This is a genomic window from Mesorhizobium sp. M0296, from assembly GCF_040321675.1.
GTDB lineage: Bacteria > Pseudomonadota > Alphaproteobacteria > Rhizobiales > Rhizobiaceae > Mesorhizobium.
Genome location: NZ_JAMYRZ010000009.1, coordinates 83,051 through 101,769 on the forward strand (window position 1 = coordinate 83,051; position 18,719 = coordinate 101,769).

General features: G+C 63.6%; 15 protein-coding genes. 8 read left to right on the forward strand and 7 right to left on the reverse strand.

Annotated elements, in window-relative coordinates:
• Positions 1-151 precede the first annotated feature (151 nt).
• The 4 genes from NKI97_RS11395 to NKI97_RS11410 form a co-directional block, all read right to left on the reverse strand.
• Positions 152-1,123: an NAD-dependent epimerase/dehydratase family protein gene (locus NKI97_RS11395; RefSeq protein WP_352449865.1), complete on the reverse strand. Its 972-nt coding sequence runs from the start codon at positions 1,121-1,123 to the stop codon at positions 152-154.
• Between the two features lie 109 nt (positions 1,124-1,232).
• Complete coding sequence (gene smc, locus NKI97_RS11400) at positions 1,233-4,691, reverse strand: chromosome segregation protein SMC (RefSeq protein ID WP_352834105.1); 3,459 nt, start codon at positions 4,689-4,691, stop codon at positions 1,233-1,235.
• Positions 4,692-4,808: 117 nt separating this feature from the next.
• Positions 4,809-5,534 (reverse strand): DsbA family protein, encoded by a 726-nt coding sequence (locus NKI97_RS11405; protein WP_023674158.1) that lies wholly within the window; start codon positions 5,532-5,534, stop codon positions 4,809-4,811.
• 129 nt (positions 5,535-5,663) lie between these two features.
• Positions 5,664-6,164: a DUF721 domain-containing protein gene (locus tag NKI97_RS11410; RefSeq protein WP_352834108.1), complete on the reverse strand. Its 501-nt coding sequence runs from the start codon at positions 6,162-6,164 to the stop codon at positions 5,664-5,666.
• A 49-nt stretch (positions 6,165-6,213) separates the two neighbouring features.
• Here NKI97_RS11410 and mutY point away from each other — a divergent pair, with 49 nt between their 5' ends.
• Together mutY and NKI97_RS11420 are read left to right on the forward strand one after the other, a co-directional pair.
• Positions 6,214-7,326, forward strand: coding sequence for an A/G-specific adenine glycosylase (mutY, locus tag NKI97_RS11415; RefSeq protein ID WP_352834111.1), 1,113 nt, complete (start codon positions 6,214-6,216; stop codon positions 7,324-7,326).
• A gap of 11 nt (positions 7,327-7,337) precedes the next feature.
• Positions 7,338-7,949: an HAD family hydrolase gene (locus NKI97_RS11420; protein ID WP_352449869.1), complete on the forward strand. Its 612-nt coding sequence runs from the start codon at positions 7,338-7,340 to the stop codon at positions 7,947-7,949.
• A 65-nt stretch (positions 7,950-8,014) separates the two neighbouring features.
• Here the strand turns inward: NKI97_RS11420 and NKI97_RS11425 are convergent, their stop codons facing one another.
• Entirely contained in the window at positions 8,015-9,148 is a 1,134-nt protein-coding gene (locus NKI97_RS11425; protein WP_352621675.1) for a site-specific DNA-methyltransferase, read from the reverse strand.
• 179 nt (positions 9,149-9,327) lie between these two features.
• On the opposite strand from NKI97_RS11425, the gene NKI97_RS11430 reads away from it, so the two are divergent.
• Positions 9,328-10,017, forward strand: a complete 690-nt coding sequence (locus NKI97_RS11430) for an HAD family hydrolase (RefSeq protein ID WP_023674153.1) — start codon at positions 9,328-9,330, stop codon at positions 10,015-10,017.
• Between the two features lie 38 nt (positions 10,018-10,055).
• Here the strand turns inward: NKI97_RS11430 and NKI97_RS11435 are convergent, their stop codons facing one another.
• Positions 10,056-10,754 (reverse strand): hypothetical protein, encoded by a 699-nt coding sequence (locus NKI97_RS11435; protein ID WP_023674152.1) that lies wholly within the window; start codon positions 10,752-10,754, stop codon positions 10,056-10,058.
• Positions 10,755-10,882: 128 nt separating this feature from the next.
• On the opposite strand from NKI97_RS11435, the gene thrC reads away from it, so the two are divergent.
• From thrC to NKI97_RS11455, 4 genes are read left to right on the forward strand one after another with little or no spacing between them, the layout of a single operon-like run.
• Positions 10,883-12,280, forward strand: coding sequence for a threonine synthase (thrC, locus tag NKI97_RS11440; RefSeq protein ID WP_352834114.1), 1,398 nt, complete (start codon positions 10,883-10,885; stop codon positions 12,278-12,280).
• A gap of 14 nt (positions 12,281-12,294) precedes the next feature.
• The gene (locus tag NKI97_RS11445; protein WP_352449872.1) at positions 12,295-13,587 is read left to right on the forward strand and encodes a M16 family metallopeptidase; all 1,293 of its coding nucleotides are present in this window, start codon (positions 12,295-12,297) and stop codon (positions 13,585-13,587) included.
• A gap of 15 nt (positions 13,588-13,602) precedes the next feature.
• Entirely contained in the window at positions 13,603-14,199 is a 597-nt protein-coding gene (locus tag NKI97_RS11450) for a GNAT family N-acetyltransferase (protein WP_352449873.1), read from the forward strand.
• 2 nt (positions 14,200-14,201) lie between these two features.
• Positions 14,202-17,090, forward strand: coding sequence for an EAL domain-containing protein (locus NKI97_RS11455; RefSeq protein WP_352834117.1), 2,889 nt, complete (start codon positions 14,202-14,204; stop codon positions 17,088-17,090).
• A 23-nt stretch (positions 17,091-17,113) separates the two neighbouring features.
• Here the strand turns inward: NKI97_RS11455 and NKI97_RS11460 are convergent, their stop codons facing one another.
• Positions 17,114-17,722, reverse strand: coding sequence for a YqgE/AlgH family protein (locus NKI97_RS11460; protein ID WP_031211061.1), 609 nt, complete (start codon positions 17,720-17,722; stop codon positions 17,114-17,116).
• A gap of 147 nt (positions 17,723-17,869) precedes the next feature.
• Here NKI97_RS11460 and NKI97_RS11465 point away from each other — a divergent pair, with 147 nt between their 5' ends.
• Positions 17,870-18,676 carry a protein-disulfide reductase DsbD domain-containing protein gene (locus NKI97_RS11465; RefSeq protein ID WP_352692186.1) on the forward strand — a complete coding sequence of 269 codons (807 nt, stop codon included), beginning with the start codon at positions 17,870-17,872 and terminating at the stop codon, positions 18,674-18,676.
• The last annotated feature ends 43 nt before the right edge of the window (positions 18,677-18,719 follow it).

Genomic DNA, 18,719 nt, shown 5'->3' on the forward strand with positions numbered 1-18,719 from the left:
CATAGCGGTCATAAGCGCCTCAAAGGTTAATCGGATACTTTTCAGCAAGCATGTGGTTAACAGGATGTTAGGACAAAATGATGCTTTTGCGGACCGACTTGCGCCCCACTCCAGGTGTCACGCTTGAAGGCGTCACGGCGAGCGTTGCAAATCACTGCTTCGAGTACGGCCGGTACCAGGCAACAAACTTCTTCAGCCCGTCCTCTATCGAAACGCTAGGCCTGAAACCGAAATTCCGCTCCAGCGCGGTCATGTCGGCGTAAGTCTTCTCGACGTCGCTCGCCTGCATCGGTTCGTTGTGGCGGATTGCCTTGACCTCGAGCAGCCTTTCCAGAATGTCGATGAAGTCGCCCAGACGCACCGGCCGGTTGTTGCCGACATTGTAGAGCCTGTTCGGCGGAACGTCAGCCGCCGGCGGCTTGTCGAGCACGGCGACAACCGCCTTCACAACATCGTCTATGTAGGTGAAATCGCGCCACATTTCGCCATTGTTGAAGACCCGGATCGGCTTGCCCTCGAGCATCGCCTGGGTGAACATCCAATAGGCCATGTCGGGACGGCCCCAGGGACCGTAGACCGTGAAAAACCGCAGGCCGGTCTGCGGTATGCCGAACAGATGGGCGTAGGTGTGGCTCATCAACTCATCGGTTTTCTTGGTGGCAGCGTAAAGCGAAACGGGCTTGTCGACCGGATCGGCTTCGCTGAACGGCACGCTGCGGTTGCCGCCATACACCGAGCTCGACGAGGCATAGACCAGATGCTCGAATGCCGGTTCGGCGCGACAGAATTCGAGCACTTCGAGGTGGCCCATGACATTGGAGCGGATATAGAGCCGCGGATTGTCGAGTGAGTGGCGCACGCCCGCCTGCGCGGCAAGGTGCACGATCCTAACGATGCCTTGCCCGGCCAAAGCGGCTGTAAGCGCGCCCTGTTCGGCAATATCGATCTGGTGGAACGAAAAATCCTTGTGGGGCAGAAGGCGGGCAAGCCGCCCCTTTTTGAGCGCCAGGTCGTAATAGTCGTTCATGTTGTCGACGCCGACGACCGCTTCTCCCCGGTCGAGCAGATGGTGGCAAACGTGGCTGCCAATGAACCCCGCGGCTCCGGTGACAAGTATAGGCAACAAGCTTCTCCACGCGCATAGCCGGGCCGGTATCTGGAGCGGCAGATCCGGCCCATTTTGTCGTGCTATAGTCGAAAGCCGAGGTGGAGACCACCATTAAGCTGATGCGTCAGCTTGCCTCGCGCATGGCTTCGGCCGCCTGCAGGTCAACCGACACCAGTTGGCTGACGCCTTGCTCGGCCATGGTCACCCCAAACAGCCGGTCCATGCGCGCCATGGTGATCGGGTTGTGTGTGATGATGACGAAGCGCGTTTCGGTGGTTGCGGCCATTTCGTCCATCAGATTGCAGAAACGCTCGACATTGTGGTCGTCGAGCGGCGCGTCGACTTCGTCGAGCACGCAGATCGGCGCCGGGTTGGTCAGGAACACGGCGAAGATCAGCGACATCGCCGTCAACGCCTGCTCGCCGCCGGACAGCAGCGTCATCGTCTGCGGCTTCTTGCCGGGCGGGCGCGCCAGGATCTCGAGCCCCGCTTCGAGCGGATCGTCGGACTCGATCAGTTGCAGCTCGGCGGTGCCGCCACCGAACAGATGCGAAAACAGCCGTTGAAAATGGCCGTTGACCACCTCGAAGGCGGCGAGCAGCCGCTCGCGGCCTTCGCGGTTCAGGCTATGGATCGCCTGCCGCAGCTTGCGGATCGCCTCGATGATGTCGTCGCGCTCGGAGACGATGGTCTCCAGCCGGTCCGACAGTTCCTTCTGCTCCTCCTCGGCGCGCAAATTGACGGCACCGAGCCGTTCGCGTTCGACCTTCAGCCGGTCGAGCTGACGCTCGATCTCGGCCATTTCGGGCATCGGGCTGTCGGATTCGAGGCCGGTGTGGCGGATCACCAGATGCGGCGGCGTGTTCAGCGTTTCCTGGATGCGCGCCTCGACTTCCAGCCGACGCTCGTCGGCGGCGGTCAGCCGCTCTTCGGCGCGAACGCGGGATTCGCGCGCCTCGGCCAGCGACTGGATGGCAGCAGTCGCAGCCTTGTCCAGCTCGGACTGCCGGTTCTCCGCTTCCTGCAAGCGGTCGCCCGCTGCCTTGCGCAGGCTTTCGGCCTCGGCGAGCTGCGACAGCAGGGCGCGCCGCTTGGCGTCAATCTCGTCGGGGGCGTCGGCCAGTTGCTCGCGCTCGGCCTCGGCCTCTGCCTTGCGTTCGCCGAGCGCCGCGATCTGCGTCGAGGCGTTTTCGGCGCGCTCGACCCAGTTGCGCCGTTCAACGCCGATGGCGTCGAGCCGACGCGCACGTGCCTCGGCTTCCCGCCTCAGGCCCTCGTGAACGGCACGCGCATCGGCAAGGGCGGCGCGGTCGCGGGCGACGTTGGCGGCCGACTGCTCGAGCTGCAATTGCAGATCGCCGAGATCGGGCGCGTCCTGCAGCAGCATTTCCGCCTCGACGAATGCCGCCGCCGTTTCCTCATGGCTGTCGACAATGCGTGCGCGCGCCTCGTCAAGTGCTGCACGCCGGCTCGACAGCTCGCCGCCGGCTTTTTCGGCCTCGGCCAGCGTGTTGCGGGCAGCGTCGAGCCAGTGCTGGGCGTCGCGCCCGGCCTGTCGGGCGTTGCGTTCGGCATCGCTCGCCTGGGCAAGCGCCTGTTCGGCCTGGGCAAGGGCTTGTTCAGCTTCGCGCAGGGTGCGCGTGGCATGGACTGCTTCGGCATCGAGCTCGGCCAACCGGTTTTTCTGCGCCAGCCGCTGCGCGGCGGCGGTCGGGGCATCGGCGCTGGCGGTGAAGCCGTCCCAACGCCAGAGCGCGCCTTCGCGGCTGACCAGCCGTTGACCGGGAGCAAGCAGCGTCTGCAGCCGTCTTCCGTCGGCGGCTTCGACAATGCCGATCTGGGCCAGCCTGCGGGCCAGCTGTGCCGGCGCACGCACAACGCTGGCGAGGCTCCTTATGCCTTCGGGCAATGCGGCGTCGGCAGGCTGGATTTCGCTCTGGCCCCAATGTACCGGCGCACTGCGGTCGAGCGGCACGTCGAGATCTTCGCCAAGCGCGGCACCCAGCGCCGTCTCGTAGCCACGCTCGACGCTGATCTGCTCCAGCACCGAGGGAAATAGATCGCCGCTGGCGGCGTTGAGGATCTTGGCCAGCGTGCGGGCCTCGGTTTCGATCCGCGCCAGCTCGGCCTTTGCGTCCTGAACCGGTGGGCGGGCAGCACTTTCGCCTGCACGCGCCTCGGCGACCGCCTGTTCGGCGGCAATGGCGGCTGCCTCAGCCTCTTCGAGCAGCGTCAGCGCCTGATCGACCAGCAGCCGCTTCTCGGCGGGATCGGGCAGGCCGGCGACCCTGGAGACGATCTCCGACAGTTCGCGGTCGACATCGGCAAGCTGGCGGGCAAAGCGGTCGCGGCGCTCAGCGGTGTCGCGCAGCGTCCGTTCGATCTGGTTGCGCGAGGCGGCAGCCTCCGCCCGTTCGGCGGTCAGCGCGGTGAGCCTGGCCTCGCTCGAGGCAAGCGTCGATGCCGCCTGCTCGAAAGCCGCGCGGGTGCTGGCCTCGCGCTCGGCGGCGCCGGCGTTTTCGGCGTTGAGCGCGGCTTCTTCGGCGGCGAGGCGTTCGAGGATATCCGCATTGTCGCGGACCATGCGCTCCTCGCGGGCAAGGTCGCCATCGAGCTGTTGCAGTCGGCGGTCGAGCTCAGCCTGGCGGGCGCGGATGCGGCCTGCCTCTTCCTCGATCTGCGCCTTGGCGATCGATAGACGCTGGAAGGCGGCGGCGGCAGCGGCTTCCGCATCGCGCAGGTCCGGCAGCCGGTGGGCGTTGATGCCTTGTTCCCTGGCGGCAGCCATCTGGGCGGCGGCACGGTCACCGACCAGCGCGGTGGCAATCGCCAGCGCCGAACGCGCTTCGCCTTCCTGCGTCTTGGCCAGCGTCCAGCGCAGATGCAGCAGCGTCGCTTCGGCCTTGCGGATGTCGGCCGACAGGTTCTTGAAGCGCGAGGCCTGGCGGGCCTGGCGTTTCAGGCTTTCGATCTGGCTTTCCAGCTCGCCGACGACGTCGTCCAGCCTTTCGAGGTTCTGTTCCGCCGCCTTCAGCCGCAGCTCGGCTTCGTGGCGGCGCGTATGCAGGCCGGAAATTCCGGCCGCCTCTTCCAGCAGCGCGCGGCGCGCCTGCGGCTTTGCCTGGATCAGCTCGCCGATGCGGCCCTGGCCGACCATCGAGGGCGAGCGGGCGCCGGTCGACTGGTCGGCGAACAGCAGCTGAACGTCCTTGGCGCGAGCCTCCTTGCCGTTGATGCGGTAGAGCGAGCCGGCCTCGCGCTCGATGCGGCGCGAGACCTGCAACTCGTCGGCGTCGTTGAAGGCGGACGGCGCGGTGCGGTCGCTATTGTCGAGGAACAGCGTGACTTCGGCGGTGTTGCGGGCCGGACGCGTTCCCGAGCCGGAAAAGATGACGTCGTCCATGCCGGACGCACGCATGTTCTTGTAGGAGCTTTCGCCCATGACCCAGCGCAGCGCCTCGACCAGGTTCGACTTGCCGCAGCCGTTCGGCCCGACGATGCCGGTCAGGCCGCGTTCGATGACGAACTCGCCGGGTTCGACGAAGGATTTGAAGCCGAGGAGGCGAAGGCGCGAGAACTTCATTCGCGCCGGCCCATAGCCAAGTTTCGCAAAACTGTGCCGCGGTTTTGCAAAGAGAACCCGCGGCAAGACAAAGAAGTGCGCACGCCGAAGCTACGCCGCTTCGGCGCTGCCGAAACGTCAGAGCAGAGGGTCGATGATGGCCGACATTTCCGCAATCGACATCGCCCCTTTGTAGGTCTTTCCGTTGATGAAAAAGGTCGGTGTGGAATCGACCTTGAATTCGTCGGCGCCGCGCTTCTGGACGGATCTCACATCGTCCAGAAGTTTCTGGTCCGTCAAGCAGGCCTCGAAGGACTCCTGTGTAAAACCGGCAAGCTTGGCGATTTGCAGCAGTGCGTCCTTGGTATTGTTCACACCAACCCAGTTCGCCTGCTGCCTGAACAGTACGTCGACCATCGGGAAATAGTTGTCCTTGGAGCAGCGCGCCAGCATGAAACCGGCCTCGGCGCTGGGATCGAACGGAAACTCGCGCAGTATGTAACGGGCCTTGCCGGTGTCGATATATTTCGTCTTCAGCTCCGGAAAAGTGGTCTCGGCGAAATGCGCGCAATGCGGGCAGGTCATCGATGCATATTCGACGATGGTGACCTTTGCATCGTCCTTGCCGAGCTGCATGTCGGGCAATGCGCCGGGCTTCAGCAGCGCCGCCATATCGACCGTGCCCTGAGCCTCCGGCGCCGCCGCGGCGGCCGGAGCGGCCGGCTTCGCAGGTTCCGGAGCCGCAGGCTTCACATCCTGCGCCTCGGCTTTCTCGCCCGAGTCGCTGCAGGCGGCAAGCAGCGCCACCGCTGGTATTGCGGCCAGCGAAGTCAAAAGGTTTCTGCGGGACAAGGAACGGATCATACGAATCACCTGGCAATAGTTGGATTTTGCAATGCAAAGTCTACAAAAAGCGAGAGTTGGCGCGAATTAAGGCATTACCGCCCCCATTCCAATCGCCAAATCCGGGCATACCATCACGATAGCGCGAGATCACGGTTTCTTTTGACCGAGAATGGTGGCGCCAAGCCGCTCCAGCGAGGCGCGCAGCCCGCCGTCCTCGATCAAACCAACGGTGCCCGACAGCTTCGCTTTCTCGGCCGCAGTCAATGGCCGCAAACTGGGTTTCGGCTTGTCGTTGCCCGCCATTACCGGCTTCTGCACGATCCTGATGCGACCTATCGCATTGAAACCGAGGAAGGCATTGACCCGGTTGATGATCTCGCCGGTCTCGTGCTGCAGATGCAGCGCCGCCACACCCTCGCAGGCAATCACCAGCACCGCCGGTTCGAAAGGATCGTCCTCGTGCATGCGGCGCGGCCACTGGATCTTTTCCGGGCGCGAGCGGCCGGCAAGCCGCGGCCCGGCAATTTCTTCCCATGACTGGACCAGTCCGATCGACATACCGGCCCGCTTGCGCAGCACTGGGTCGAGGATCTCGGTTGCGAGATCGCTCACCGGAACGGGATTGCCGAAGGGCCTTTTCCCTGCCATGTGCGTTCTCCAGCTTCAGCACCAATGGATTAGGGCCGACCCTCGATCAATGGCACTGCACGACCAGACCCGCAAGGCCGTATCCGGAGACAATGTCGAGATCGCCTCCCGGCTGCTTGGCTGGTACGACGCGCATCACCGCGACCTGCCCTGGCGCGTTTCGCCGCGCACGCTGGCGGGCGGGGCGCGGCCCGATCCCTATCTGGTCTGGCTTTCCGAGGTGATGCTGCAGCAAACCACGGTCGAGGCGGTAAAATCCTATTTCCGGGCGTTCGTGCAGAAATGGCCAACGGTCCAGGCGCTGGCGGCGGCACCGACCGAAGACGTCATGAAGGCCTGGGCCGGGCTCGGCTATTATTCCCGCGCCCGTAACCTCAAAGCCTGTGCCGATCTCGTCGCGCGGCAAGGCGGCCGCTTTCCGGACAGCGAGTCCGGCTTGAAGGAACTGCCCGGCATCGGCGCCTATACGGCGGCGGCGATCGGAGCGATCGCCTTCGACCGACCAGCCGCGGTCGTCGACGGCAATGTCGAACGGGTCGTCTCACGGCTGTTTTCGATCGCCACGCCGCTGGGCGAAGCCAAGGGCGAGATACGCGGCCAGGTCGAACGCATGGTTCCCCCGACAAGGCCCGGCGACTTCGCGCAGGCGATGATGGACCTGGGCGCGACGATCTGCACGCCGCGCCGGCCCCGCTGCATGCTGTGCCCCGTTCGCGAGGATTGCAGCGCCACAATCTCGGGCGACCCCGAACGCTTTCCGGTCCGCCTGCCCAAGGCCGAAAGACCCCTACGCCGCGGTGCCGCCTTCGTTGCCGTCAGGGGCGACGGCGCCGTGCTTTTGCGAAAGCGCGTCGAAAAGGGCCTGCTCGGCGGCATGACTGAGGTGCCGACGACCGGCTGGACGGCGCGCATAGACGGCGCCACCACGGAAGCGGCAGCCCCGTTCCCCGGCGACTGGCGGCGGGCCGGACGCATCGGCCATGTCTTTACTCATTTTGCGCTTGAACTCTACGTGTTCAAGGCGGACACCGACAGCGTCGCCCCGGCCGGGCATTTCTGGTCGCTGGCGCATGAAATTTCCGGGGAAGCGCTGCCGAGCGTCATGAAAAAGGTAATCGAAGCGGCGATACCGGGCGCGACGAAAAAGCAGCGGCCGCGTTGAAAGAGAGAAGAATGACTGAAATCCGCCACATCGTTTTCGACATCGGCAAAGTGCTGATCCACTATGATCCGGACCTGCCCTTCAGTCGCTTGATCCCCGATCCCGACGAACGGAAATGGTTCTTCGACAATGTCTGCACGCATGATTGGAACATCGAGCAGGATCGCGGCCGCAGTTGGGAAGAGGCCGAAGCGCTGGCGATCGCGCAATATCCCGAGCACGCCGAAAATATCCGCAATTTCCGCCGGCACTGGCACGAGATGGTGCCTCACGCCTATGAGGACAGCGTCGCCATCATGATCGGCCTGATCGACAGCGGCCATGACGTGACGATGCTCACCAATTTCGCTGCGGATACGCTCGCCGAGGCCCGCGAGCGCTTCGATTTCCTCAATCGGCCGCGCGGCGTCACCGTTTCCGGCGACATCCGCCAGATCAAGCCGGATCGCGCCATCTATGACCACCACGTCGCCGCGTTCAGCCTCGAACCGTCAGCGACGCTGTTCATCGACGACAGCCAGAAGAACGTCGACGGCGCCAAGGCGGCGGGCTGGCAGTCGGTGCTGTTCACCGATGCAAGGACGCTCAGGGCGGACCTTGAGCGTCTTGGGATCAAAGTGTGATTTGAATCGGTTCCAGGAGTTGGTTGAGCCTTCGCATTAACCGATCTGTCGCAACTCGGAAGCCGTCAGGCGCCCGCCCGCTCCATGCCTAGCCGAGCAATGCGGCGAAGCTCGTCGATCGGGGTCAGGCCGCCGCTGCGCTCATAATGCCAGAAGGTCCATCCGTTGCAGGCGTCCAGCCCCTGCACCTCGGCGCCGATCTTGTGGATCGACCCGGCACTGTCGCCGATGGCCAGCGTGCCGTCGGCGCGCACTTTTGCCGCCCAGCGCTTCTTGGCGTCGTAGAGCGTGGCGCCTGGCGCCACCAAGCCATTGTCGAGAAGCGTGACGAATGCGACGCGCGGCTCAGCCCGCTTGCCGGTCAGTACCGTCAAGTTGGCGCCTTCCAGCGGCCGGACCGCATCGATACGTTCCATGGCGGCATCGATATAGGTTTGTTCGCGCTCGATGCCGACGAAGTGGCGGCCAAGCCGCTTGGCCACAGCCCCGGTGGTTCCTGAACCGAAGAACGGGTCGAGCACGATGTCGCCCGGCCTGGTCGATGCCGTCATGATGCGGGCAAGCAACGCTTCCGGCTTCTGCGTCGGATGCAATTTGTCACCATTGTCGTTCTTCAGGCGCTCGCCGCCGGTGCAGATCGGAAACAGCCAGTCCGAGCGCATCTGGACGTCGTCGTTCGATGCCTTCAGCGCCTCGTAGTTGAAAGTGTAGCCCTTGCCCTTCTGGTCGCGCGATGCCCAGATCATCGTCTCATGCGCGTTCTGGAAACGGCGGCCACGGAAATTGGGCATTGGATTGGTCTTGCGCCAGACGACGTCGTTGAGGATCCAGAAGCCCAGGTCCTGCATCTTTGCCCCGACCCTGAAAATATTGTGGTAGGAGCCGATAACCCAGATCGTGCCGTTGGGCTTCAACACACGGCGCGCCGCCAGCAGCCAGGCGCGGGTGAAGGCGTCGTAGGCCTCAAAACTGTCGAACTGGTCCCAATGGTCGTCGACGGCATCGACCTTGGATTGGTCGGGCCGGTGCAGATCGCCATCGAGCTGCAAATTATAGGGCGGATCGGCGAAGATCACGTCGATCGACTTTTCCGGCAGCCGTTCGAGCGCGGCGACGCAGTCGCCCTTCAGGATCGTATCCAGCCACTCGGATTGCTGGGGAGCATCGGAAAGCTCGTCGAGAAGACGCACGGCAGACATTGTGACACCCAAGGCACGCGTTACTGTTTACTGTCCGTTATGGTTACCGATCAGCGTAAATATTCAGTGAAGCAGCCCGCCGAATTTGCGAAGCACGGCCTGTTGGTGTATGCCGCGCCGCCTGAGCCGTTTGGACCAAAGGGCCTCGGCATTCCCCTCATCCCGCTTTCCGGATCACCATGCCTCAGCCAGACCTTGTCATCTTCGATTGCGACGGCGTGCTCGTCGATTCCGAAATCATCGCCGCGCGGATCGATGCCGAGCTGTTGACCTCGGCCGGCTACGAGATATCGGCCGAGGAGATTTCCGAGGTCTATGCCGGGTTGACTTTCAAGGACATCATGATGCGGGTCGAGGAAAAGTCCCGGATCCCGTTCCAGGCCTCGCTGATCGACAAGGAGGAACAGCTGGTCGATCGTCGGCTGCGCAGCGACGTGCGTGCCATCGACGGGGCGCACGAGGCTGTCGCCGCGGTAGCAGTGCCGCGCTGCGTCTGTTCGAATTCGCGTTCGGAGCGAATCGAATTCATGCTGGAGAAGGTGCAGCTTTTGCCGTTCTTTGCCGGCCGTATCTTTTCCTCGCTGGAAACCCCGACCGGGAAATCCAAGCCGGCGCCGGACGTGTTTCGGTTCGCCGCGGAAAAGCTCAAGGCCGATCCTGCGAACACCTTTGTCATCGAGGATTCGGTGCATGGCGTCACCGGCGCCAAGACGGCGGGAATGCGCGTCATCGGCTTCACCGGCGCGGCGCACAGCTATCCCGGCCACGCCGATGCGCTGACCGAGGCCGGCGCGGAAACGGTCATCCGCCGCTGGGCGGAACTGAAAAGCGTGATCGCCGCGCTGTCGGAATGGTCGGCGGACGCCTGAGAGGCCGCCTCCAACCGCCGTGGCGCGAATGCAGCGGCTTAGTTGGTCGCGGCGGCTTTCTTCTTCCTCGGCTTGTCTGTCGCTACTTTCGGAGCGCCCTCGTCATACCCGGCATACGCCTGGTAGTCCTTCGCCGTCGGCTCCGGAACGACGACGTTGGAATCGGTGAAGACGAACTGCGTGGCACTCGAAGGATCAGTAACCTGGACCTGATAGGAGTGAAGCTGCGAATAGAGAACTTCGGTGCCGTGCATCACCGCGATGCGGATCGGCATGGTGATGGTCCCGGGGGTGAACATCGGGCCAGGCACGACCTTGCCGGCGACGGCTATCTTCATCGACAAGGAGCCGTTGGCGCGGCTGCAGTCGCGGGTCACATCGGTGATCGAGGCCTGATAGATGATCTTGGCGGAATCGTCCGGCTGATCGGCGCCAGCCGCGTCCGCTGCCGGCTGGGCGGCTTCCTCGGCGGCAACATCGGTTTTTTTCTTCGGCTTCGGACCGCTCTTGGCGTAGGTATTGAAGAAGGCGGTGCCGTCCCGCAACGTCACTTTCGGGCAATAGGCCTGCAGCTGGCTGGAAAGCACCTTGGGATCGGGTGGCGGTGGCGGTGTTGTATCCTTTTTGCCGAAGCCGAGAATTCCATTGTCGCTCGATTGGCAACCTGCGGCGGCAAGCATAAAGCCGGCGAGCGCCAGACCCGCGACAAAACGACCGTTGAATGAATGAAACGCCATGAACTGCACTTCCCTCTCGCAAAGCCGGTGACGTATATCAACCGCGCGGCAAAAATGCGACTGAGCCTGCGCAGAAATCCACCACCTCGCGGCGGGCGAAAATTCCCGGCAGCAATGGAAACGTGACGATGCAATATGTGAGTACCCGCGGGGAAGCGCCCGCGCTTGGATTTTCCGACGCGGTGCTGGCCGGACTGGCGCGCGACGGCGGGCTCTACCTGCCGAGCGCCTGGCCGCATTTTTCCGCAGCCGAGATCCGCGCCATGCGCGGCCTTGCCTATCCCGATCTTGCCATCCGTGTGCTGTCGCCGTTCCTCGGCGGCGAGATCGCGGCGCCAGTGTTCGAACGGCTGGTGCGCGAAGCCTATGCGACCTTCCGCCATGAGGCCGTCTGCCCGCTGGTGCAGACCGGGCCGAACAGCTTCGTGCTGGAGCTGTTCCACGGCCCGACGCTCGCGTTCAAGGACGTGGCGATGCAGCTTCTTGCGCGGCTGATGGACCATGTGCTGGCCGAGCGCGACCAGCGCGCCACCATTGTCGGTGCCACCTCCGGCGACACCGGAGGGGCCGCCATCGATGCCTTTGCCGGGCGCAACCGCACCGACATCTTCGTGCTTTTCCCGCACGGCCGCGTCTCGCCGGTACAGCAGCGGCAGATGACGACCTCGACCGCCGCAAACGTCCATGCGTTGGCGATCGAAGGCAATTTCGACGACTGCCAGGGCCTGGTAAAGGCCATGTTCAACGACCACGGTTTTCGCGACCGGGTATCGCTGTCCGGCGTCAACTCGATCAACTGGGCCCGCATCATGGCCCAGATCGTCTATTATTTCTCGTCCGGCCTGTCGCTCGGCGCGCCCGACAGGCCGGTTTCCTTCACCGTGCCGACCGGCAATTTCGGCGACATCTTCGCCGGCTATGCCGCCAAGAAGATGGGGCTGCCGATCGAACGGCTGATCATCGCCACCAACGACAACGATATTCTGGCGCGCACGCTGGCGACCGGCGAATACCGCATGAAGGGGGTCTTTTCGACCACGTCGCCCTCGATGGACATCCAGGTGTCTTCGAACTTCGAACGCTTGCTGTTCGAAGCGTCCGGCCGCGATGCCTCGACCGTGCGGCGCTACATGAACGGGCTCAAGCAGTCCGGCGCCTTCACCATCGAGGCCGGCGAAATCGCCAAGATCCGCTCCGAATTCGACGCCGGCCGCGCCACCATGGACGAGGTCGCCGCCACCATCCGCACCACACTTGCGGCGAGCGGCTATCTGCTCGACCCGCATACGGCCGCGGCCGTGCATGTGGCCGCCGGCAAGGCTGCGGGTGAGGTGCCGATGGTGGTGCTGGGCACTGCGCACCCGGCAAAGTTTCCCGCCGCCGTCGAAGCCGCCAGCGGCGTGTCGCCTGCCCTGCCTGCATGGCTAGGCGGGTTGATGAGCGCCGAGGAAAAATACACGGTACTTCCATCCGACCTGAAAATGGTGGAAGATTATCTCGGCCGCCACACGCGGGCGGCGCGTTAGGGAGTAATTGCCATATGGGTGTTGAGGTAAGCCGTCTGTCGAACGGCCTGACAGTCGCCACCGAAACCCTTCCAAGCCTCGAATCTGTTGCCCTTGGCGCCTGGGTCAAGTCGGGCGCACGCAACGAGCGTGACGAAGAGCACGGAATGGCGCACTTGCTCGAGCACATGGCTTTCAAGGGCACTAGGCGGCGAAGCGCCTTCGAGATTGCCTCGGAGATCGAGGACGTCGGCGGCGAGATCAATGCCGCCACCAGCGTCGAGACGACTTCCTATTATGCAAGGGTTCTGAGCGACGACGTGCCGCTGGCCGTCGATATCCTTTCCGACATCCTGCAGGAATCCGAATTCGATCCGCAGGAGTTGGAACGAGAGCAGCATGTGATTCTGCAGGAGATCGGCGCCGCGCACGATACGCCCGACGACGTCGTTTTCGATCACTTTACCGAGACCGCCTTCCGCCACCAGACTATCGGCCGCTCGATTCTTGGCACGCCGGAAACCGTCAAATCCTTCACTTCGAAGCAGCTGCACGACTTCATCGAACGACAGTACGGCGCCGAGAACATGGTGATGGTGGCGGCCGGCGATATCAAGCACGACGATTTCGTGCGGGAGGTCGAAAAGCGTCTCGGCAGCTTCCGCGGCAAGGCCGACGGCACCGTCCCGCAATATGCGCAATATGTCGGCGGCGATTTTCGCGAGGACCGCGACCTGATGGACGCGCAGATCGTGCTGGGTTTCGAGGGCCGCGCCTATCACGTCCGCGATTTCTATGCCTCCCAGGTCCTGTCGATGATCCTGGGCGGCGGCATGTCGTCGCGACTTTTCCAGGAAGTCCGCGAAAAACGCGGCCTGTGCTATTCGGTCTATGCCTTCCATTGGGGTTTTTCCGACACGGGCGTCTTCGGGGTCCACGCGGCGACCGGACAAAGCGATATTGCCGAGCTGGTGCCTGTGATCATCGACGAGTTGCAAAAGGCCGGTGAAAACATCCTGCAGGAGGAGCTTGACCGGGCGCGTGCCCAATACCGCGCCGGGCTGATCATGTCGGCCGAGAGCCCGGCCAGCCGCGCCTCGCAGATCGCCAGGCAGTTGCTTCTGTTCGGCAGGCCGATCGCCAAGGAAGAGCTGATGGAGCGGCTGGCGGCGTTGACTGTCGAGCGGCTGACGGATCTGTCGTCCCGGCTTTTTTCGACCAAGCCGACGCTTACAGCCGTCGGGCCGGTGGGTACGCTCGCGCCCTATGAGGCCATCCTCGATTCGCTTTCGGGCACGCAGACCACTGCCCGTAAGCTTGCCGTCTAAGCCTATTCGAGCGTCGTGTTCGCGCTCCCTTTCTTTCGCCGCGACCTGCCGGCACTGAAGGGCGAGCTTGTCACGCTGCGCGTACCGCTGACCAACGACTATCGCGAGTGGTCGGTGCTGCGCAGTGAAAGCCGCGCCTTCCTCGAGCCGTGGGAGCCGCGATGGACGCCTGACGAACTCGACCGCACGGCGTGGCGGCACCGTATCGGCCGCTACCGCGAGGACTACGCGCAGGGGACGGCGATCGCCTTCTTCATCTTCGAGAAAAGCAGCGGCAAGCTGGCCGGCGGTATCACCCTCGGCAATATCCGCCACGGGGTCGCCCAAAGCGGCCATATCGGCTACTGGATCGGCGAGCGCTTCAGCGGACGCGGCCTGATGACCGATGCCGTCAAAGTGGTGACGCGTTTCGCCTTCGAAACGCTGCGATTGCACCGGATCGAAGCTGCCTGTATCCCCGATAACGCCCGGTCGATCCGCGTGCTTGAAAAAGCCGGATTCCGGCGCGAAGGACTGCTACGATCCTATCTCAGGATCAACGGCATCTGGCAGGACCATTACCTATACGCCCGAATCGCGGACGATCCGCCGGGCGTTGGAACAAAGGGCTGATTTTGACGAATTTTCTGCGCAACGGGTCGCTGCTTGCCTTTATGCTGGCGGCAATCGTCACGCTCTGCGCGGCATCCTCGGCGTTTGCCGTAGAACCGATCAAGATCGCCCGCGACGACGTTGCGCTCGATCTTTCGGGCGCCGTCTTGATCTACCGGAACCAGGGCGAGAATTTTCAGGTGTCGACCGCGCCAGGCCCGGACGGCATCGTGCGGCGCATCGAGGTCGAGGCAAATGATGCGCGCTCGACCGGTGACTGGGCGGTGTTCGCGCTCGCTAATACCACCGACCAGCAGCTCGACAGGCTGATTGTCGCACCGCATTTCCGGCTGGTGAATTCCGGCCTGTTCTGGCCGGATCTCGGCTCGACCCGTATCGCTGCGATCACGCCCAGCGAAGGCTTTGCGCTCGACCGCCAGACCAGCCCCGACGCCGACGTGTTCCGGGTCACACTGAACCCGGGAACGGTGATTACCTTCATCGCCGAGCTCGCCTCGCCCAAGCTGCCGCAGGTCTATCTGTGGGATCCTGAATCCTACAAGGACTCGGTCAATTCCTACACGCTGTTTCGTGGCATCGTCATCGGCATCGCCGGCCTGCTGGCGCTGTTCCTGACCATTCTTTTCGTCGTCAAGGGGACCTCGATGTTCCCAGCAACGGCGGCCCTAGCCTGGGCGGTGCTTGCCTATATCTGCGTCGATTTCGGCTTTCTCAACAAGATCATAGAAATCTCCCCGGGCAATGAGCAGATGTGGCGCGCCGGAACGGAGGTGGCGCTTGCGGCGACCTTCGTGGTGTTCCTGTTTGCCTATCTCAACCTCAACCGGTGGCACGGCCATTTCAGCTACGGCGCACTGGTCTGGATTCTCGGGCTGGTGCTGATCGCCGGTGTCGCCATCATCGATCCGGCGGTTGCCGCCGGCATTGCCAGGCTGTCCTTCGCCGCCACCGCGCTAACCGGGCTCGGCCTGATCATCTTCCTCGGTATCCGCGGTTACGACCGCGCCATCATGCTGGTGCCCAGTTGGGTGATGGTTCTGCTGTGGCTATGCGGATCGTGGATGGCAATCACCGGCATGCTGGACAACGATATCGCTCAGCCGGCGCTGGGCGGTGGGCTGATCCTCATCATCCTGCTGATCGGCTTCACCGTGATGCAGCACGCTTTTGCCGGCGGCGCGCTGCATCAGGGCCTGTTCTCCGACCTTGAGCGGCAGGCGCTGGCGGTTGCCGGATCGGGCGATACTGTGTGGGACTGGGACGTGCTGCGCGACCGCGTCGTCACTCGTCCCGACGTCAGCATTCAGCTCGGTCTTGCCCCCAACAGCCTCGGCGGCCCTGCCCGCAACTGGCTGCCGGTGCTGCATGCCGACGACCGCGACACGTTTCGCACGACGCTCGACGTGGTGCTCGAGCACCGGCGCGGCCGGGTGTCGCAAAACTTCCGCCTGCGCGGCGCCGACGGGCACTATCACTGGTTTTCGTTGCGCGCCCGGCCGGTGATCGGCTCGGACGGCGAGGTCATCCGCTGCGTCGGCACCATGGTCGACGTGACGGAGCAGAAGAAATCCGAGGAACGGCTGCTACATGACGCCGTGCACGATAATCTGACCGGCCTGCCCAACCGCGAGCTGTTCATGAACCGGCTGGAGGCGATCATTTCGATTGCCCGCACCGAAGAGAAGGTGCGCCCGACTGCCTTCGTCATCGACATAGACCGGTTCAAGCAGGTCAATGACGGGCTCGGCATCTCGGCCGGCGATACCATCCTTTTGACTATCGCGCGGCGGCTGCACCGACTGCTCAAGCCGAAGGATTCGCTGTCGCGCTTTGCCGGCGACCAGTTCGCGCTGATGCTTTTGTCGGAGCAGGATCCGGCCCGCATCGCGGCCATTGCCGATGCCATCAAGCACGCCATCAACAACCCGATCACCTTCGCCAAGCGCGAGATCGTGCTGACGGCCTCGATCGGGCTGATCACCTGGACCGCCACGCAGACCTCGGCCGAGGACATGGTCAAGGATGCCGAGCTTGCCATGCATCAGGCCAAGCGCTTCGGCGGCGACCGGATCGAGCCGTTCCGTCCCGCCTTCCGCACCGTCGGCACCGACCGGCTGCAGTTCGAGTCCGACCTGCGCCGCGCCATCGAACGACGCGAATTCACGCTTGCCTACCAGCCGATCGTGCGGCTGGAGGACGGCAGCGTCGCAGGCTTCGAAGCGCTGCTGCGCTGGGACCATCCGCGGCGCGGCATGATCCCGCCGGCGGATTTCATTCCGGTCGCCGAAAACTGCGGCCTGATCGTGCAGCTTGGGCTGTTCGCCATGCAGCAGGCTGCCGAAGACCTGGCGGGATGGCAAAAGCAGATCGGCGATGCGCCGCTGTCGGTCTCGGTCAATCTGTCCAGCCGTCAGCTCATCCGCCGCGACCTGGTCAGTGACGTCCGCTCGGTCATCGCGCGAGCCAACCTGAAACCGCGCTGCTTCCGGCTCGAACTCACCGAATCGCTGGTGATGGACAATCCCGAGCAGACCGCCCATGTGCTGACCAAGCTGAAGCAGCTTGGCATCGGCCTGTCGCTGGATGATTTCGGCACCGGCTATTCATCGCTGGCCTATCTGACGCGCTTTCCGTTCGACACTATCAAGATCGACAAGAGCTTCGTCGACGACGCGACGCCGAAACGTGCGGTGCTGCTCAAATCCATGGTCAACATGGCGCATGAACTCGGCCTGTCGGTTGTCGCCGAAGGCATTTCGGACGAGAGCGATGCGCTGGAGTTGCGGCAGATGGGCTGCGAATACGTGCAGAGCTTCATGTTCGGCGCGCCGATGCCGGGCGACCAGGTGCTGAAGACGCTGAAGGAACAGTATCCGTTGACCCAAGCGTGACAAGTTTCAGGACGTAATGAGGTTCAGGCGTGACCGGCAGCCAGGCTGAGATGCGCAAGATCGATGCCGATCGAGGCGAGGATCCGGTCATATTTGCGATCGATGTCGGCGTCGAACAGAAGCTCGGCACTTGCCGGGCAAGTCAGCCAGCCATTCTCGACGATCTCATTTTCAAGCTGGCCCGCACCCCAGCCGGCATAGCCGAGCGCCATCAGCGCCCGCCGGGGTCCGCGGCCGGAGGAGATGGCGCGCAATATGTCGACGGTCGCGGTCAGACAGACATCGTCGGACACGGCGAGCGAGGATTCCACCCGGTAGTCGCCCGAATGCAGAACGAAGCCGCGGCTGCGATCCACCGGTCCGCCATTGCGCACGACGAAGTCGCGCGCCGGCGGCGGCAGGCGAATTGCCTCCAGCTCGTTCATGATTCCGAGTTGCACGAGCAGGTCCGGAAACAGCATCTGCTGCGTCTGGTTGATGATCAGCCCCATCGCGCCTTCGTCGCTGTGCGCGCAAATGTAGATGACGGAGCGTGTGAAGCGGTCGTCCTTCATGCCGGGCATGGCAATCAGGAACTGATCGTCGAGAAAGCCGGGTCCTGCGGCCGTCCTTTTATGGCGCAACAAATCCATGGCCACAGCGTAACGCGTTTCCGGGGCGTCGAAAAGATGGGCGGCGCCCGATTTGATTAGGCTCAAAAGCCGAAGGTCACGCAAATATGATGCCGGCGGCGTCATGAAATCATTGTGTGGCCATCAACAGACGATCAAATCATCGCCATGCAAAGCTTGAAAATCCTGCTGCTTAGCGTGGCCATTGGATCGGCGACCGGCCTCCCCGCCTCAGCCTCCTCATCGGCCTGGTACAATAGCGAAGGCGGCAGGGTGCGGCTGGTGACGAGCGGCAAGGCCGACGAGGCCGGGCGTCTCCAGGGCGTCCTCGACATTGCGCTGAAGCCCGGCTGGAAGACCTATTGGCGCGATCCGGGTGATGCGGGCGTGCCGCCACAGATCGACGTCTCGGCCAGCACCAACATTGCCGACGCGACGCTTTCGTTTCCGCCGCCGCAGCGCCATGACGACGGCTATGGCAAATGGGCCGGCTACGACCACCCGGTTTCGTTGCCGGTGACGTTCACGCTTGCCGCGCCCGGCCAGCCGGCCGTCATCGATGCGGACATCTTCCTCGGCATTTGCGAAACCATCTGCATCCCGGTGCAGACAAGGCTGACCGTCGATCCCGGCGCCGATCCCGACAACGCCGAGGATGCGGCACTGGTCAAGGCGGGCCTTGCAACCCTGCCCGCCACGGCAACGCCCGATTTCGGCATAAACGTACTGCCGGGCGACCACGAAACGCTGATTGTCGAAGCGAGCTTTCCGGGCAGCCCCGAGGGCGCCGACTTCTTCGTTGCCGGCGAACGCGACTACATGTTCGGTGCCCCGGCACGCAGCGAAAAGGATGGCAAGCTGATCTTTACTGTGCCGATCCTCGACAGGCCGTCGACAACGCCAACCGATGGCGGCCTGCACTACACACTGACAAGCGCCGCAGGCGCGGTCGAAGGCCTGTTGCCATTCCCGTGATGCCAACGTCTGGACGGTTGCCGGGCGCGCCTTAATTCGCTAT

Excerpts from the sequence above, each read along its gene's own strand:
- smc (WP_352834105.1), bottom strand. The coding sequence starts at position 4,691 with ATGAAGTTCTCGCGCCTTCGCCTCCTCGGCTTCAAATCCTTCGTCGAA.
- NKI97_RS11405 (WP_023674158.1), bottom strand. The coding sequence starts at position 5,534 with ATGATCCGTTCCTTGTCCCGCAGAAACCTTTTGACTTCGCTGGCCGCA.
- NKI97_RS11410 (WP_352834108.1), bottom strand. The coding sequence starts at position 6,164 with ATGGCAGGGAAAAGGCCCTTCGGCAATCCCGTTCCGGTGAGCGATCTC.
- mutY (WP_352834111.1), top strand. The coding sequence starts at position 6,214 with ATGGCACTGCACGACCAGACCCGCAAGGCCGTATCCGGAGACAATGTC.
- NKI97_RS11420 (WP_352449869.1), top strand. The coding sequence starts at position 7,338 with ATGACTGAAATCCGCCACATCGTTTTCGACATCGGCAAAGTGCTGATC.
- NKI97_RS11425 (WP_352621675.1), bottom strand. The coding sequence starts at position 9,148 with ATGTCTGCCGTGCGTCTTCTCGACGAGCTTTCCGATGCTCCCCAGCAA.
- NKI97_RS11430 (WP_023674153.1), top strand. The coding sequence starts at position 9,328 with ATGCCTCAGCCAGACCTTGTCATCTTCGATTGCGACGGCGTGCTCGTC.
- NKI97_RS11435 (WP_023674152.1), bottom strand. The coding sequence starts at position 10,754 with ATGGCGTTTCATTCATTCAACGGTCGTTTTGTCGCGGGTCTGGCGCTC.
- thrC (WP_352834114.1), top strand. The coding sequence starts at position 10,883 with ATGCAATATGTGAGTACCCGCGGGGAAGCGCCCGCGCTTGGATTTTCC.
- NKI97_RS11445 (WP_352449872.1), top strand. The coding sequence starts at position 12,295 with ATGGGTGTTGAGGTAAGCCGTCTGTCGAACGGCCTGACAGTCGCCACC.
- NKI97_RS11460 (WP_031211061.1), bottom strand. The coding sequence starts at position 17,722 with ATGGATTTGTTGCGCCATAAAAGGACGGCCGCAGGACCCGGCTTTCTC.
- NKI97_RS11465 (WP_352692186.1), top strand. The coding sequence starts at position 17,870 with ATGCAAAGCTTGAAAATCCTGCTGCTTAGCGTGGCCATTGGATCGGCG.